At 69.1% G+C, this 14,652-nt stretch carries 20 protein-coding genes; 8 read left to right on the forward strand and 12 right to left on the reverse strand.

From position 1 onward, the window contains the following. The gene (locus M9M90_RS12220) at positions 1-948 is read left to right on the forward strand and encodes an NAD regulator (RefSeq protein ID WP_254833510.1); all 948 of its coding nucleotides are present in this window, start codon (positions 1-3) and stop codon (positions 946-948) included. Between the two features lie 307 nt (positions 949-1,255). On the opposite strand, the gene M9M90_RS12225 is transcribed toward M9M90_RS12220, so the two are convergent. Both M9M90_RS12225 and M9M90_RS12230 read right to left on the reverse strand, forming a co-directional pair. Further along, positions 1,256-1,882: a TetR/AcrR family transcriptional regulator gene (locus tag M9M90_RS12225; RefSeq protein WP_254833511.1), complete on the reverse strand. Its 627-nt coding sequence runs from the start codon at positions 1,880-1,882 to the stop codon at positions 1,256-1,258. A 2-nt stretch (positions 1,883-1,884) separates the two neighbouring features. Continuing rightward, positions 1,885-2,307, reverse strand: a complete 423-nt coding sequence (locus M9M90_RS12230) for an ester cyclase (RefSeq protein ID WP_254833512.1) — start codon at positions 2,305-2,307, stop codon at positions 1,885-1,887. 178 nt (positions 2,308-2,485) lie between these two features. Here M9M90_RS12230 and M9M90_RS12235 point away from each other — a divergent pair, with 178 nt between their 5' ends. Further along, positions 2,486-3,568, forward strand: a complete 1,083-nt coding sequence (locus M9M90_RS12235; protein ID WP_254833513.1) for a sensor histidine kinase — start codon at positions 2,486-2,488, stop codon at positions 3,566-3,568. A 43-nt stretch (positions 3,569-3,611) separates the two neighbouring features. On the opposite strand, the gene M9M90_RS12240 is transcribed toward M9M90_RS12235, so the two are convergent. Then, complete coding sequence (locus M9M90_RS12240; RefSeq protein ID WP_254833514.1) at positions 3,612-4,685, reverse strand: DUF4917 family protein; 1,074 nt, start codon at positions 4,683-4,685, stop codon at positions 3,612-3,614. Positions 4,686-4,829: 144 nt separating this feature from the next. Between M9M90_RS12240 and M9M90_RS12245 the strand changes: the two genes are divergently transcribed. Together M9M90_RS12245 and M9M90_RS12250 are read left to right on the forward strand one after the other, a co-directional pair. Further along, the gene (locus M9M90_RS12245) at positions 4,830-5,501 is read left to right on the forward strand and encodes a hypothetical protein (protein WP_254833515.1); all 672 of its coding nucleotides are present in this window, start codon (positions 4,830-4,832) and stop codon (positions 5,499-5,501) included. A gap of 120 nt (positions 5,502-5,621) precedes the next feature. Further along, positions 5,622-6,098 (forward strand): nuclear transport factor 2 family protein, encoded by a 477-nt coding sequence (locus M9M90_RS12250; RefSeq protein ID WP_254833516.1) that lies wholly within the window; start codon positions 5,622-5,624, stop codon positions 6,096-6,098. Positions 6,099-6,128: 30 nt separating this feature from the next. Here the strand turns inward: M9M90_RS12250 and M9M90_RS12255 are convergent, their stop codons facing one another. After that, entirely contained in the window at positions 6,129-6,878 is a 750-nt protein-coding gene (locus M9M90_RS12255) for a hypothetical protein (RefSeq protein WP_254833517.1), read from the reverse strand. Beyond that, the gene (locus tag M9M90_RS12260) at positions 6,871-7,656 is read right to left on the reverse strand and encodes a DUF3313 domain-containing protein (protein ID WP_254833518.1); all 786 of its coding nucleotides are present in this window, start codon (positions 7,654-7,656) and stop codon (positions 6,871-6,873) included. Before M9M90_RS12260 ends, M9M90_RS12255 begins: the two co-directional genes overlap by 8 nt. A 182-nt stretch (positions 7,657-7,838) precedes the next feature. On the opposite strand from M9M90_RS12260, the gene M9M90_RS12265 reads away from it, so the two are divergent. Continuing rightward, positions 7,839-8,399 carry a hypothetical protein gene (locus M9M90_RS12265; protein WP_254833519.1) on the forward strand — a complete coding sequence of 187 codons (561 nt, stop codon included), beginning with the start codon at positions 7,839-7,841 and terminating at the stop codon, positions 8,397-8,399. Positions 8,400-8,411: 12 nt separating this feature from the next. Further along, positions 8,412-8,825 carry a hypothetical protein gene (locus M9M90_RS12270; RefSeq protein WP_254833520.1) on the forward strand — a complete coding sequence of 138 codons (414 nt, stop codon included), beginning with the start codon at positions 8,412-8,414 and terminating at the stop codon, positions 8,823-8,825. 9 nt (positions 8,826-8,834) lie between these two features. Here M9M90_RS12270 and M9M90_RS12275 read toward each other — a convergent pair whose 3' ends face one another. Genes M9M90_RS12275 through M9M90_RS12285 form a run of 3 tightly spaced genes read right to left on the reverse strand, consistent with a single transcriptional unit; the run spans position 8,835 to position 11,463 of the window. After that, entirely contained in the window at positions 8,835-9,749 is a 915-nt protein-coding gene (locus tag M9M90_RS12275) for a sterol desaturase family protein (RefSeq protein ID WP_254833521.1), read from the reverse strand. Beyond that, positions 9,749-10,141, reverse strand: a complete 393-nt coding sequence (locus M9M90_RS12280) for a hypothetical protein (RefSeq protein WP_254833522.1) — start codon at positions 10,139-10,141, stop codon at positions 9,749-9,751. The genes M9M90_RS12275 and M9M90_RS12280 overlap by 1 nt, the downstream gene beginning before the upstream one ends. 47 nt (positions 10,142-10,188) lie before the next feature. Continuing rightward, positions 10,189-11,463 (reverse strand): MFS transporter, encoded by a 1,275-nt coding sequence (locus M9M90_RS12285; protein ID WP_254833523.1) that lies wholly within the window; start codon positions 11,461-11,463, stop codon positions 10,189-10,191. Positions 11,464-11,522: 59 nt separating this feature from the next. Here M9M90_RS12285 and M9M90_RS12290 point away from each other — a divergent pair, with 59 nt between their 5' ends. Together M9M90_RS12290 and M9M90_RS12295 are read left to right on the forward strand one after the other, a co-directional pair. Continuing rightward, positions 11,523-12,026 (forward strand): GFA family protein, encoded by a 504-nt coding sequence (locus M9M90_RS12290; RefSeq protein ID WP_254833524.1) that lies wholly within the window; start codon positions 11,523-11,525, stop codon positions 12,024-12,026. Positions 12,027-12,169: 143 nt separating this feature from the next. Then, a complete protein-coding gene (locus M9M90_RS12295) occupies positions 12,170-12,622 on the forward strand; it encodes a hypothetical protein (RefSeq protein WP_254833525.1) in 453 nt (150 codons plus the stop codon). Between the two features lie 4 nt (positions 12,623-12,626). Here the strand turns inward: M9M90_RS12295 and M9M90_RS12300 are convergent, their stop codons facing one another. From M9M90_RS12300 to M9M90_RS12315, 4 genes are all read right to left on the reverse strand, one after another. Beyond that, positions 12,627-12,995 (reverse strand): DUF1801 domain-containing protein, encoded by a 369-nt coding sequence (locus tag M9M90_RS12300; RefSeq protein WP_254833526.1) that lies wholly within the window; start codon positions 12,993-12,995, stop codon positions 12,627-12,629. Between the two features lie 2 nt (positions 12,996-12,997). Next, a complete protein-coding gene (locus tag M9M90_RS12305; protein ID WP_254833527.1) occupies positions 12,998-13,480 on the reverse strand; it encodes an SRPBCC family protein in 483 nt (160 codons plus the stop codon). A 239-nt stretch (positions 13,481-13,719) separates the two neighbouring features. After that, complete coding sequence (locus M9M90_RS12310; protein WP_254833528.1) at positions 13,720-13,914, reverse strand: hypothetical protein; 195 nt, start codon at positions 13,912-13,914, stop codon at positions 13,720-13,722. A 305-nt stretch (positions 13,915-14,219) separates the two neighbouring features. Beyond that, positions 14,220-14,495, reverse strand: a complete 276-nt coding sequence (locus M9M90_RS12315) for a hypothetical protein (protein WP_254833529.1) — start codon at positions 14,493-14,495, stop codon at positions 14,220-14,222. Positions 14,496-14,652 lie beyond the last annotated feature (157 nt).

The raw sequence follows: 14,652 nt of genomic DNA on the forward strand, positions 1-14,652 counted from the left end.
ATGGTCATCGGGCTCTCGGCGGTGGTGGTGGCCATCCAGGACGGCGACGCCGTGGTCCTGACCGTGCGCCCGCCCGGCCAGCTGGCCGGCCTGCCCTTCGGCCCCTTCGATCCCAGCGGACATCGGACCTTCGAACTGGCCCTGCGCGCCTTCGTGACCGCCCAGACCCGCTTCGACCTGGGCTATGTGGAGCAGCTCTACACCTTCGGCGACCGGGGCCGCGACGCGCCCCTGGCCAATATGGGCGACGGCCAGGACGCCGGGGCGGCGCGGGTGCTGTCTGTGGGCTATCTGGCCCTCACCCCCAAGGCGGTGGACACCGCCGCGCCGGACACCGCCTGGGCCAGCTGGACGCGGTTCTTCCCCTATGAGGACTGGCGCGACGGCCGCCCCGAGGCGCTGGGCCGCATCGAGCCGGCCCTGCGCCAGTGGGCGCACGGCGTCCCGGAACGCCTGTCCCGCGCGCGGCTGCTGTTCGCGCTGGACGGCGCGCCCTGGAACGAGGAGCGGGTGCTGGAGCGCTACGAGCTGCTCTATGAGGCGGGCCTGGCGCCCGAGGCGGCCCGCGACCGCGGGGAGGCCGCCGCCCTCCCCGCCCCCGACCTGGCCGCGGCGCTCGGCGAACCGATGATCAGCGACCACCGCCGCATCCTGGCCACGGCGCTCTCGCGCCTGCGGGGCAAGCTGAAATACCGCCCGGTTGCGTTCGAGCTGATGCCCGAGGCCTTCACCCTGTCGGCCCTTCAGCGGGCCGTCGAGGCCATCGCCGGGGTGCCGCTGCACAAGCAGAACTTCCGCCGGGCCCTGGAGCGCGCGGACCTGGTGGAGGGCCTGGGCCGGGTCGACGCCGACACCGGGGGTCGCCCGGCCGAACTGTTCCGCTTCCGCCGCGAGATCCTCGGCGCGCGTCCGGTGTCGGGCTTGAGCCTGCCGCTGTTGCGGGAGTAGCGCCGGTCCAGATGAAGCCCCCTCAGTCGGCTTCGCCGCCAGCTCCCCCAGAGGGGGAGCATCTTGTATCGTGCGATCTGGACGTGTGGAGGGTGCTCGATGAGGTGGACGATGCGGTGGCGATGATCCGTCAGGCGATGGAAGCCTCCTAGATCCTCCCCCAGCGCGGAGCGCGGTTTGGGGGAGGTGGCGCGTCGCCCTCTTCGGCGACGTGACGGAGGGGGTTGAAGCCCACAATAGCAAGTCAAAGTCCCCCTCGGTCAGCTTCGCTGACAGCTCCCCCAGAGGGGGAGCATCTGGTGAGGGGTCAGCCTGCTGGTGGGGGAGCAGGCGCCTTCGCCGCGGCGACCAGGGCGCGGATGGCCCAGCGGGTGACCTTGCGGGACTGGCGCTCGTCCAGGCGCAGGACGTCCTTGAACACCACCATGGCCTCCGTGCCGATGATCAGCGCCAGGGCCGGGGCGAGCAGCTCCAGGGCCTTGGGGTCGAATTCGTCGCGCGCGGGCGCCAGCGCCGCCTCGATCAGCGGGGTGCGGCGGTTCTGGCGGGCGGGCAGGTCGGCGGCGGCGTCGCCCTTGAGGCCGGCCTGCAGGGTGTTGGCCAGCAGCATCCGCAGCGGCGCCTCGTTGGCCGTAATCATCTCGTGCATGGCGGCCTCGACGCGGTCGAGCCGCGCCACCGGGTCGGCGGGCGCGCCGTCGGGGAAGAGTTCGCCGGGCTGCGGGAGGGCCACGTGCAGGGCGGCCTCCAGCAGCAGGGCCTCGACGCTGGGGAAATAGCGATAGGCCGTGGCGCGCGAGACCAGGGCCTCCTCGGCGATCTCCTCCAGGCCCGGCTTGCGGCCCTGATTCATCAACCGGGCGGCGGCGTCCAGCAGGTCCTTGCGGGTGCGCTGCTTCTGGTTCGGGCGGCCCGGCTTCTCGGCGTGCGGCATCCCTAGTCCTGCGGCAGCTGGCGCATGATTGCCGCCAGGTCGAGCCAGACGTTTTCCCGGCTGATGTCGCCGCCGCCGTCGAACTCGACCACGTGCAGCAGGCGGAACTCCAGCGGACGGTCGCGACCCTGCAGGCCGAAGGGCATGCCGACCGCCCTGCCCCGCCAATAGGAATCGTCGACCATGAAGCCGTCGCCATAGAGCCGCTTCTTCGTCTCGATCCTGCCGTCGGCCAGATCGCCGAACAGCGTCTCGTAGAACGGCCGCGCGCCCTCCCGGCCCAGGGTCGGCCCCGTGGGCCAGCCGACGATGTCGTGCTCGACGTCGTGGGTCAGGGTCGCCAGCACGCCCTCCACGTCGTCGCGGGCCTCGAACCCGAAATGCTCGTCCATCTTGGCGTCCATCTGCTCTCGGCTGATCGTCACGACCGCGCCTCCCATGGTTTGAACTGATACCACAGGCTCTTAATGAGACGATTGTCTCATTGCAAGGACATTTTATCTCGTTTTCGGCTATTCAGCCGCAGGTCGCCGATTGGCACGTGGGGCACAAAAGCCCTACAGATCATCGAAGTGCGGGGTGCTTGCCGCCGGCGGACCCCCGATGACCAACGATTCCCCCCCCGAGAGCGTAGAGCGGCTGATGGACAGCCCCGACCTGGCCGTGGCGCTGGAAAGCGACCGCTTCAAGCAGTTCCTCGACCAGGTCCCGGTGGCCGTCGCGGTCGCCGAGCTGAACCCCAGTGAGCGCATCGTCTACACCAACCTGGAATTCGAGCGCCTGGTCGGCCTGGCCGGCGATCAGATCGTCGGCGGCCGCTGGGCCGCCCTGCCCGGCCACGCCGCCAGCGGCGAGCCGCGGCCCCTGGGCGAGGCGGTGTCGGCCGAGCGCGACTATGTGGGCGCCTACGCCCTGCCCCGCGACGGCGATCCCCTGACCGTCGACGCCTGGTCCAACGTCATCGAGGACGACGACGGCGCGCCGGTGTTCCGGCTGGTCGCCCTGGTGGAGACGGCCGGATCGGCGGCCACGGTGCTGGACGAGCTTCACGAGCAGGTGCGCGAGAAGGACACCCAGCTGCGCGAACTGCAGCATCGGGTGAAGAACAATCTGCAGATGATCACCGCCCTGATCCGGGTGGAGGCCAAGGGGGTCACCGACCGATCCACCGGGGAAGGCTTCGACCGCCTGGCCGGGCGGGTGGAGGCGCTGGGCCTGCTCTATCGCTCTCTGGGCGAAGGCGGGCCGAACGACGCCGTCGACCTGGGGGTCTATCTGAGCGAGATCGCCTCGGCGGTGATGCGCGCCCACGCGGTGGAGGGCATCCGGCTGAACTTGCAGGTCGACACCTGGCCCGTCTCCCTGGACGTGGCCATGTCGACCGGGCTGGTGGTCAACGAGCTGCTGACCAATGCGCTGAAGCACGCCTTCGTGGGACGCGAGGGCGGGACCATCACCCTGCGATGCATCACGGAGGGCGACGGCTGTCGCGTGGTCGTCGCCGACGACGGGGTGGGCCTGCCGGAGGGCGCCTCCTGGCCCAGGCCCGGCAAGCTCTCGGCCCTCATCGTCCGCTCCCTGCTGCAGAACGCCAAGGCGGCGATCGACGTCGCCTCGCCCCCCGGCGGAGGGGTGGAGGTGACCATCGTCTTCACCTGCGAGGACGCCGCGCCCGTCGGGGCGTGAGGGATCTGTCCGGGGCCGGTGGCGGGGCTCGCCCCGATGGGCGCTAGTATATCTCACCCACATAGTGGAGCCAGTTACGCCGCTTGAGAGCGTTTGCCACTCCAGACGCCGCATTCAGCGGAATCGAACGAACGCACGATGATTGGCGGCCCACCGGCGGCACTCGCGCGGCCGACCAGGTCGCCGCGAGCTGCTGCGCGCGCGCTCGGTCCCCGTCCAAGAAGACCCCGATGAAAACCTCGCGCACCGTGCCCGCCCCGATTTCCTCGGCGATATGGTTGTCGCTCTGCCCAAAGCTGTGCCCAAAGGTGAACAGAACGGCTCCGGGGTCCTTCCGACAAACGGTCCTGAACTTGGCCCTTGCCGCCGCAAGATATTCTAGTCGTTGGCGCGCTCTCTTTTTCTGGGAGTTGCCCTCAGCAATGAAGACCGGGAAGCGCCCCTCCTTCAATTCCGCGTCCACCTGCTTAGTCAGGGGACGTCCCCACTCGTAGCGAAGCATTTTCGTATATGAGCGATCTGGAAAGCGCGGCTGGACGTGCTCGTAAATGTGCACCGCGCCGTGCAGATAAAACGCCTGAGCCTCAGCGTTCGGGTTCCACTCGCCACGCGCATCAAAGCCATCCCAGCACTTCAACTGGGAACGCTGCTTGGTGCCGGGATTCTTCCCTTGGCGAGACAGGACCCAATGCAGCAACATATCGTAGTTGGTAGTGAACAGCGTCCCCAGCGGCGATCGGTTGCGGCCGACAAAGTGCTCAAGGAAGTCCCGGCAACTAAGGCACTGTTGCTCGGTCAGGCTTAGCGAGTGTTCCGGATGAACAGCCGCCACAGCCCTAATCAGACCCTCGCGCAGTCGGTCAGCATCAGAAACGCCCAGACACCGCTCAAGGGCGACTTCGAAATTCGGATCGCCGGGCGCAAACAGGTCGCGAAGACTTGGCTCCCGAGCAACTGCATCCTCGAAGAGGCTCCCGTAGCCAAAGGCCCTGTGAACGCCGATGCTGAAGCCATTTCCAAGTAAAAGGTGACGCCGTCGGGCCTTTGTCGCCTCAAGCGCTTCGGCAAACGTGATGGGCTTGACGCCACTGACCGCGAACCGAGCGTGTTCGGTCATAGACCTCTCCTTCCGCATGCACATCATCGTCATGATGTCGCTTCAGTTTGAGATCGGCAAGAGAATTGTTCCCTCTTTGTTCTTTACATTTCGCCGCTATCCGGCATGCTTCAAGGTCGCCCTCAGCCCCTCAAGGAGTCGCCCATGACCGCCCTGCCCGCTCGCGTCGCCGGTTACACGCCCGAGCTGGGGGCGGAGATCGCGCGGCGGGTGGGGGCTGGAGAGAGTATCCGCTCCATCGGGCGCGATCCGACGATGCCGGGGGCGGTGACCATCCACCGGTGGCTGAACGAGAACCCCGACTTCGCCGAGCAGCGGCGGGAGGCGCGCGGCGCGGCCCGGCGGGCGGCGGCCAGCGCCCATGCGGAGCTGATCGAGGCGCGCAAGGCGCGGCGCAAGCACGACTGGGGGCGCGCGGACCTCTACGCCACGGAGATCGGCGAGGCGATCTGCCGGCGGATCGCGGCGGGCGAGAGCCTGGTCGATATCTGCGCGGGCCCGGACATGCCGGTGACGGGCACGGTCTATGAGTGGCTGCGGGTGCATCCCGACTTCAGCGACATGTATGTGCAGGCGCGCGGGGTGCAGGCCGAGCTGCTGGCCGACGAGGCCTGGTCCATCGCCAAGGCCGCCGCGCCCGCGACCGTGCCGGTGGCGCGGCTGCAGTTCGACGTGATCCGCTGGCGCGCCGCGCGGCTGGCGCCCAAGGTCTGGGGCGAGGGCGACAAGGCGTCCGGGCCGACGAAGCTGAATGTGTTCGTGCAGCGGTTCAGCGATGGGGCGGTGATCAGCGGACCCGGGGTCGGGGAGCGGTAGCGATCACCCATCCGACGCAATATTCAAGAATATCAAGGTTCGCCGAACGACGTTGCGAAAGCCGCCCCTGCGTGCAGTGTGTCGGGCAGGCCGACCAGGCTGGACCCAGGGGGAAGACAGATGCATTCGAGATTTCTCATCGGCGCGGCGGGGGCCGCCGTCCTGCTGTGCACGGGAACCGCGGCGCTGGCCCAGGCGCCGACCTGGAACAAGGACCAGACCGAGGTCTGGTCCGTGGTTTCCAAGTCGTGGGACGACGAGGTGGCGCAGAACGGCAAGTGGCCGAACGACTATGTGGACGAGAAGGTGGTCAGCTGGGGCGACGACTGGCCGGCGCCGCGATACCGGGCCTCGCTCGAATCCTGGACGCGGTTCGCCGACAAGCAGGGCAAGACCCTGAAGTTCGACCTTTCGCCCCTGGCCATCACCGTCAGCGGGGACACGGCGGTCGCCCACTACACCGTGGTGATGGTGACGCAGAAGGGAACCGAGAAGCCCGAACGCGAGGTCGCGGGCAATGTGGAGACCCTGGTGCGGACCGGCGGCAAGTGGCGGTTCCTGTCCCTCGCCGGTTTCGGGTTGTCGCCGGGCAAGTAGGCGACGACCCGCTCGAACCCGGGGCGCCTGTCAGGCGCTCCGGCCGACGGAGGCCGGGCGGATGAAAATCGCGACCAACAGCAGCAGGCCGGCGCAGGCGAGCGCCGCATAGGCGACCACGGGCTGGTCGCCGCGCTCGGCCATGAAGGCGCCGACCAGGCCCCAGGCCACCGGCAGGGTGTAGCTGACGAAACCGGTAGCGAAGAAGACCGCCAGCGAGATGGCTCCGGCCGCGACGATGCCGGCGATGGCGGCTGTCGCCGCCGAGCCTGGGCCGATCAGGCCCTGGGCGGTCAGCACGGTCAGCAGGTTGACGACGGAGGCCACGCTCAGCCATCCGGCCAGCAGGGCGAGTGGCCAGAGCACCGTCAGGCGCTCGGCCCATGTGAAGGTTCGCGACGTGCGCCGCAGGCCGACCAGGCCGACCAGGGCCGCGGCGAGGGCGCCGGCGATCACCAGCACGGTCAGCCACATCTGGTTGAGGCCCGCGGCGACGATCCAGAGCCCGCACCCCAGGCTGGCGGCCGCGAGCGGCAGGTCGACGGCGGCCTCCAGGGCCGCGCCGGGCCCCTGGACCATCCGGCGAACCGCATAGGCGATCAGGCCCGCATAGATCACCCCCCAGATGGAGAAGGCGTAGCCGGCGACGCGCAGGGTGGAGTCGCCCTGGCCGGCGAACTGGCTGGCGGTGAGGCCCCAGCCGGTGATCGCCTGGGAGGCGGGGGCGGCGATGGCCGCGGCGACGCCCAGCCAGACGGCGATACGCGCGGCCCTAGTCACGGGGCGGGTCCTCCGCGGTCGGCTTCTCAGCCTGGGCGCCGCTCATCTGCGGCACGTAGAGCCCGGTGGCGAACTTGGCGAGATAGCCTTCCGCCCGGATGCGGGGACCGTAGGCGGCGCAGGGGTCCGGCTTGGGCGGGCTGCGGGTCTTCATGCCCTTGGGCGACATCACCTCTGCGGCCACGTCGGCGAAGGGCTCGGCGAACTGGAGGGCGTCGCCGATGCGGCTCAGGGAGGGGTCGTCGGTGCCGACCGGGGTGGCGGTGCGGTTCCAGGTGAGCGCCGCGATCTGGCGCTGGTCGCGATCCAGCATCTCGGCCTCGAGCGCCATGCCGCCCAGGCCCCCCGGAACGCGCAGGCCGAGGGGGCCGGGAATGAAGAAGGACGAGGCGGCCGAGAGCGCCGATCCCACCCGCCCGGTGGGCCGCACGGCGGTGACGATGGTCCGCACCTGGGCGTCGGCGGCCTCCGGCGTCGGGGCGATCTCGTAGCGTTCTGAGAGCTCGAAGCAGAGCTGGGCGTCCACCTCGCGCAGCAGCAGGATGCGTTCGGCGGGGCTGAGCCAGGCGCCGCCCTCGCCCTGCGCCAGCCGCACCGGGGCGACCGCCACCCGCTTGACCCCGGCCAGGGCCGCCTCGTCGCGACCGTCGGCGATGCTGGTGCGAACGGCGCCTTCGCGGGGGGTGAGGCCCTCATAGCTGGACAGCATTCCGGAGCGATCGGCGGGGGTGGCGCAGGCGGTGAGCGCCAGAAGCGGCAGAAGACGAAGCAGTTTCATGAGGTCCCCAGACAAGCTGGTCACTATACGCCAGGCCGGGCCGCAATGTTGCACCTGGCTGGCTGGGATGGGCGGAACCCGCGCCCCTCCCGTCCGTTGCGCGTCTGCCGGGACAGGTCTGCAGAGACCGTCGCGGCGCGGCCGGCCTGATCGCCGGCGCTCAGACCCCTGGGAGGGCGCCTATGGACACCAATACACTGATCGTCGTCGCCATTGTCGTGGTGCTGCTGATCCTGGTCGCCGTCGGACTGGCGGCGCGGAAGCGGAAGTCCGCCAAGCTGCGCGACCGGTTCGGGCCCGAGTATGAGCGGACGCTGGAAGAGAGCGGAGACAAGCGCAAGACCGAGGCCGAGCTGAAGGACCGCGCCAAGCGGGTCGCCAAGTTCGAGATCAAGCCGCTGGCGCCCGGCGACCACGACAAGTACGTGCGCGCCTGGCGGCAGATCCAGACCGATTTCGTGGACAATCCCAAGGTGGCGGTCATGGGCGCCGACGACCTGCTGGCCGAGATCATGGGGGTGCGCGGCTATCCCATGGGCGACTTCGAGCAGCGCTCGGCCGACCTGTCCGTCGACCATCCCGTGGTGGTGCAGAACTACCGCTCGGCCCGAGACATCGCGGTGCGCCATGCGCGCGGCGAGGCTGGGACCGAGGACCTGCGCCAGGCCATGATCCACTACCGCACCCTGTTCGACGAACTCGTCGGCGAGCCGGCCCCGGCGCCGCGCGCCAAAGCATCCTAGGAAGGAACGACCATGAGCGACCCCTATGAGCCGACCCGCCCCGACGAACCCGCGCTGACCACCGCCGACCTGGCCGGGGCGTCCACCGCCGCCCCCGCCGAAGCGCGCAGCTTCGACGACGAAGCCGTCCCCCGGCCGACCCAGACGCAGCACGAAGCCGCGCCGCTGTTTCCGAGCGAGGAAGCCTCGGCGTTCCGCGCCCGCTGGGATGGCATCCAGGCCGGCTTTGTCGATGAGCCGCGCCAGGCCGTGGAGCAGGCCGACAGCCTGGTGGCCGGCGCCATGAAGCGCCTGGCCGAGACGTTCGCCAAGGAACGCGCCAACCTGGAAGGCCAGTGGGACCGGGGCGACGATGTCTCGACCGAGGACCTGCGGCTGGCGCTGCAGCGCTATCGCTCGTTCTTCGGCCGCCTGCTGTCCATGTGACGCAGAGGCCTACTCCGCCGGGGCCTCGGCCGCCCTGCCCGCTTCCCACTGGGCCCTGAGCTTGGCGGAGGTGTCGCGGCTGCCGTCCGGGCTCCAGCCGGGGGGGCCGAAGATGTAGCCCAGGGCATGGCGAGGGTCGCGCGTCACATCCCGCGCCATGCCGGCCCATTCGTGGAAGGCCACCCGCAGGATGTTGAAGTCGCCGAGGTTGTGGACGATGCCGTAGCGGCATTTCTCGTCGTCGAGCTCCGGCTGGAAGGTGCCGAACAGCCGGTCCCAGACGATCAGGATGCCGGCATAGTTGCGGTCCAGGTAGCGCGGGTTGCGGGCGTGGTGGACGCGGTGGTGGGACGGTGTGTTGAACACCGCCTCGAACCAGCGGGGCATGCGCCCGATGGCCTCGGTGTGGATCCAGAACTGGTAGACCAGGCTGATCCCCTTCTGGATGACGATCATGGCCGGGGGGAAGCCCAGGAAGGCCAACGGCAGCCAGAGCGCCCAGGTCCCGGCCAGGCCGCCGGTCCAGGTCTGCCGCAGGGCCGTCGAGAGGTTGTAGTGCTGCGAGGAGTGGTGGTTGATGTGGGCCGCCCACCAGAAGCGCCGCTCGTGGCTGAGGCGGTGGAACCAGTAATAGGTAATGTCCTCGGCCAGGAAGACCGCCGCCCAGGCCCAGAGCGCGGTCATGGGGATGTCGAACAGCCGGTGCTGGTAGACCCACAGGCTGGCGGCGAAGGCCGCGCCGCCGGTGATCAGGCCGGCCACGTTGCTGCCCAGGCCCATGGTGAGCGAGGCCAGGGTGTCGCGGGTCTCGTAGTTGGCGCGGGCCAGCTTGAAGCGGGCCAGAGCGATCTCCAGCACTACCGCCAGGACGAAGAACGGGATCGCCAGGGTGACCGGGTCGAAGGCGGGCTTGATCGGGTCCATCAGGCGGCCTCGCGCGGGGACGGAGGCCAGCGGTCGAGCGCGATGCGGGCCATGGGGGCGGCGACGTCGGAGAGGTCGATCTTGACCACCCCGTCGCGGAACGAGGACGACACCGCCTGGGCCCAGGGGACGTGGCGGGCCACATAGCCGTCGCCCAGCTCGAACAGCACCAGGGCCGAGGCGCCGGAGCGGGCCACCGCGCCGCGGCCGTCCGTGGCCACCCAGACGCGCTCCAGGGGCTTGCCCGGGAACTCCTGCGCCAGCAGGCGGCGCGCGCGGGCGTCGTCCAGCGGGGTGAGCGGCTTGGCGATCTTGGCCCAGGCGGCCAGGCCCACCAGGGCCATGACCGCGGCGGCCGAGCCCGCGAGCTGAATCAGAAAGGCCTTGTCCAATTTGGCGTCACTCCCCTGCCCGAACCTTCACCTCCGCCGACGGGGCGTCAAGGCGCCGGAAAGTCGCTGAGCCTTGGCACCTTGGAGAAGGCCAGCAGGCCGGCGACGATCAGCAGCATCAGGGCCCCGGGGAAGACCACCGCGGCGTGGGGCCCGATGGCCTGGGCCAGGAAGCCGTCGACCACCGCCCCCAGCGGCCCGCCGCCCATCAGGCCCAGGGTGAAGATCGACAGCACCCGGGCGCGGACGGCCTCGGGGGCGTGCTGCTGGACGAAGGAGCGGCCCAGCGTCATGGCCACGCCGCCGCCCAGGCCCCAGGCGAAGTTGAGCCCGCAGAGCAGCCAGAACGGCATGTGGATGCTGCAGAGGATCAGGATCACGCCGCCGGTCCCGAGGGCCGCCAGATAGATCAGCCCCTTGCGGCGCAGGGGGCCGGCGCGCACCAGGGCGAGCGCCGAGACCATGCTGCCGATCCAGAAGCACATGCTGAACAGACCGAGCGCCGCGGCGATCTCGGTCTTGCCGGGGCTCAAGACCTGGCCGTCGAAATAGCTCTCCACGATCAGCGGCAGCAGGACGAAGAAGCTGCCCATGAAGCAGACGCCCATGGCCACGCCGCACAGCATGACGGGGGCGATCACGGGCGAGGCCAGGACCGCGGCGAAGCCCTCGCGGATGTCGCGGCCGATGCCGATCAGCAGCCCGCCCTGCCGGCGGGGACGGACATGGGCCGGCCGCGGGCGGATGCGCAGGGCCGCCAGGGTGGCCGCCGCCATCAGCACGGCCTGGCCCAGCAGCAGCGGTCCCACCCCCAGCAGCGGGGCGGCGGCGGCGCAGGCCATGCCGAGGATCTGGCCGCCGAACTGGGCGAGCGAGGCGTAGGCCACCGCCCCCTGGATACCGGTCTTGGCCGGGGCCACCAGGCTGAGCAGGCTGTCGCGGGCCGGGGTGGCGAAAGCCTGGCCGGTCCCGACGATCAGGGCGTAGGCGATGATCAGGCCGTAGGTCAGCGCGCCCAGGCTGACCATCGCGCCGAGGCCCGCGAAGGTCAGCACCGCGAAGGCGCAGGCGACCACGACGATGGACCTGACCGGGACCCGGTCGGCCAGCGCCCCGCCCAGCAGGATGAACAGGGTGGTGGGCAGTTGCAGGGCCATCTGGGCCAGGCCGAAGCGGACCTCGCTCTCCTGCAGCACCACGCGCACCAGGTAGGGGAACAGCACCACCTGCACCCCGAAGGCCAGGAACCAGGCGGCGTGGGCGAACAGGTAGGGCGCGAAGCCCGTGGGCGTCTCGCCCGACGGGCTGGTTTGCGATGTCACGAAGGCCTCCCCTTGCGGGCCAGCGTCTAGGAGCTAGATGGAAAGCGCAAGCGTGGTTCATGAACGGGGTTCACATGCGCAGGGCGGGCCCCAAGACCGGCAAGGCCTCGGCCGTCCAGGCGCAGGGCCGCTGCGTCTGCGGCGAGGTGGCGCTGGAGATCGACGTCCCCGCCCGCTGGGCCTGGCACGACCATTCGGCCGCCAGCCGCCATGCCCAGGGCGCCGCCTACGCCACCTATGTGGGCAGCTATCGCAGCCGGTTCCGGATCCTGAAGGGCGCGGACAGCATCAGCCGGTTCGAGGACGCCAAGGCCGGGACCGCGCGGAGCTTCTGCGCCAGGTGCGGCACGCCACTGCTCTATGAGCGCGCCCGCTCGCCGACCATGGTCAACATTCCACGCGCCCTGTTCGCCACCCGCACCGGCCGCGAGCCGCGCTACCACATGTCGCTGCAGGAAAAGGCCGACTGGACCTATGCCGGCGAGGCCCTGGCGCCGCTGAAGGGATATCCCGGCGTGATGTGGGCGCGGCCCCGGCGCAGGAAGCCCGGCGAGGGCCTCTGACCCGTATTCCTAATGTATCATAACAGCGTTACATAAGTTGTTGCCAAGCTTCGGACGCCGGCGTCAGGTATCGGCTGGACGACGGTCAACACATCAGGGCTCGGGGGAGTTCAGCCGTCTCGTCCCGATAGCGAGAAGAGATTATGAAGACTATCATTCGCGCCGCCGCGCTTGCCGCGGCCATCGCTTGCGGCTGCGCCGGGATTGCCCAGGCCCAGACGGCCGAGCGCGTTTACGCTCAAGGTACGGTCTGGTCGGTCGGCTATATCGAAACCAAGCCGGGTATGTTCGATGAATACATGGCCTATCTGAACGGACCCTGGAAGGCGATCCAGGAGGCCGGCAAGAAGCGCGGCGACGTCGTCAGCTACAAGGTCCTGGCCCTGACCGACACGCGCGACAAGGAGCCCGACCTGGTCCTGATGATCGAATACAAGAACATGGCGGTGTTCGATCAGTCGGACGACGAATCCGACAAGCAGACGTCGGCGGTTTGGGGATCACCGGTGAAGGCCAACCAGGCCGCGGTGACGCGCGAGGCGATGCGCACGACGCGCGGCGGCTTCCTGGCCCGCGAGATGAAGTTCATCAAATAGGCATCTAGCTCGCCTTGAACGGGTCGCCCTTCTCGCGATTGAGGGCGACTCCCCTGGCCACCAGGCGGCGGACTTGGTCGGCCTCGATCTGGTCGGCGGCCGTGAGCTTGATCGAGGCCATCTTGAAGCTGCCGCTGGGCTTCAGGCGCGGGTCGAGTTCGATCATCTCCTGGCCGCGCCAGAAGCCCAGGGTGACATGGGCCTTGTGAGCCTGGACCAGGCAGACCGGGCCGCCGGCCTCCCAGACCGGGTGGCCCCACTTGAGGATCTCGGCGACCTCGCCGGTCGCCGAGATCTCGCGACGGAGGGCGGCCACGGTCTGCGCCTGCCAGCCGGAGAGGCCGGCGAGGTATTCATCGACAGTCTTGGCCATGGTCAGGCGCGGCCCTCGGCGGCGGTCTTGAGGTCGGCCAGGCCATTCTCGAACTGGCCGCCGAGCAACCTGTCCATGCTGAAGAACAGACCCATGACCTTGGACATGAAGGTGTTGGCCCCGGTCATAGCCCAGGTCACCTTTGTGCCGCCGCCCTGGGGCTCCAGGGTGAACACGGCCTTGTTGTTGGCCTTCATCGGCTTGACGAAGTCCAGGTCGATGAGGACCTGCGAGGGATCGGCGCGGGTGATCGCCATGCGACCGACGCCGGTCTTCTTGCCTTCCCAGCCATAGACCGCGCCGACGCCGGCGGACGCGCCGCTGTAGGAGCGTTTCAGGTCGGCGTCCATCTTCTCGTAGGGCGACCAGCGCGTCCAATTTCGGAAGTCCTCGATCAGGGCCAGGACGGTTTCCGGCGCGGCGGCGATCTGGATCGAACGCTCGACGCGGAAGGTGTCTGGGCGGGTCTTGAGGTCGGTGGTCACGGCGGGTTCCTTTCCGGCTGCTTCCTACAGAGGACGAACCGTAGCGGTCGCTCCCGACATCCGCTTTCAGAAAAGTCGGATAAGGGAGCGGCTAATGGCGGCCTTGGCGGAGCGCGAGGAGCGCAATGCGCCAGGCGCGGACCTTGGGGTCCGCGCCGGCATCGGACGTTCGACAACCTCCGCCCGTTTGGGCCGCTTCCGACCCGTTGCGGACATCCGCTCAGGTCGATTGCCGGTGCTTAGAAGTATGCGCCGGTGACGAGCCCTAGAGCGACGCTTACGATCAAGTAGCCCGCTAGATAGGCGAGCGCGAACGCCAGCGCTTCACCGGCCTTGCGGCGGCTGCCCCTCACGAGCGCAAACCCCACTGCGAGGACCATCCCCGCCAAGAACACAACGCCGGCGGCATAGACGCTCCCGTAGGGGTCTTGCATTCCGTTGCTCATTCGAGGGAGCAGCCCGGGCGGCGCAAACGTCAAGTAAGCGATGGAAGTGGCCGCCCCCAACGCGCCAAGCCCGGCGAAGACCGCCGAGAGTCGCCACGGCTTCAGGACCTTGTTCGGATGCATCTGAGCACTGTCGCGCGAAAACGCTAACGTCCGCTTCCCACCCATTGCGGACGTCAAGAAAGACGGCGGTTGGGATGGTCTGCCTGGCGCCACAAGCGGACTCTCACATCCCCGATGTACTGATGTTCAGCTCCCCTGGTCAGTGCTATCCCGAACGCCCTGACGGCTGCTCAGCCGACCGTTTCCGTCTCCTTGGGAGCCGAAACCCGGCGCGTCCTGGTCTGGGCCTTGGGCTTTGGGAGCAGTCGGAAGCGCGACTGGCACCAGGCGAAGTCGATGCCCACGTCGAGCAAAGCATCGGAACGCCCGCAGGGGCAGGCAAATTCCATCACCTCGATGACACGGTAGGTCTCGCCGGCCTGGAGGGGCACCGGCCTTCCCGTGACATGATTGGGCGCCGCGTTGACGCATAGAACCAGATCGCCAGGGCCGACCGCGTCGCTCATCGCATTCATCCACTACTCCAGGGCAAGACTAGACCCTGACCTGCAAGGGGCAAGGACCAGTTTCCACCCCGTCGGGGACCGGGCGGGCCGCGCGAGGTCTGTTCCGCGCCAACAGCGGACCCTGGCTTCAGGCCGAGGAGCTGGCGTTACAGGCTTG

The organism is Phenylobacterium sp. LH3H17, assembly GCF_024298925.1.
In the GTDB taxonomy this organism is placed as follows: domain Bacteria; phylum Pseudomonadota; class Alphaproteobacteria; order Caulobacterales; family Caulobacteraceae; genus Phenylobacterium.